The sequence below is a fragment of the Vibrio qingdaonensis genome (assembly GCF_026191675.1).
Lineage (GTDB): Bacteria > Pseudomonadota > Gammaproteobacteria > Enterobacterales > Vibrionaceae > Vibrio > Vibrio qingdaonensis.
In genome coordinates this window covers 1-220 of the sequence record NZ_JAKRRY010000216.1, presented here as the reverse complement: position 1 = coordinate 220, position 220 = coordinate 1, and the positions used below count along the sequence as shown (strand labels likewise).

Sequence of the window (220 nt, the reverse complement as noted above, 5' to 3'; positions counted from 1 at the left end):
TGATGCGACTGGCGCGTGGAATTACGAAATCGACAACACCGACAGCTCGGTGCAATCACTCTCAGAAGGCGAAACCCGCACCGAGACGTTCCAAGTACTCAGTGAAGACGGCACCACGCACAACATCGTCATCACCATTACCGGCGTTAACGATTTACCAAGCATTGTCAGTGGCGCCAGTGATGACGCCACCGAAGACGCGGTGGTCGACTTAGATACT

At 54.1% G+C, this 220-nt stretch carries 1 protein-coding gene; it reads left to right on the top strand.

What is annotated here, in order from left to right:
• The coding region (locus MD535_RS26075; protein WP_265678158.1) for a VCBS domain-containing protein at nucleotides 1–220 on the top strand (220 nt) is incomplete at both ends.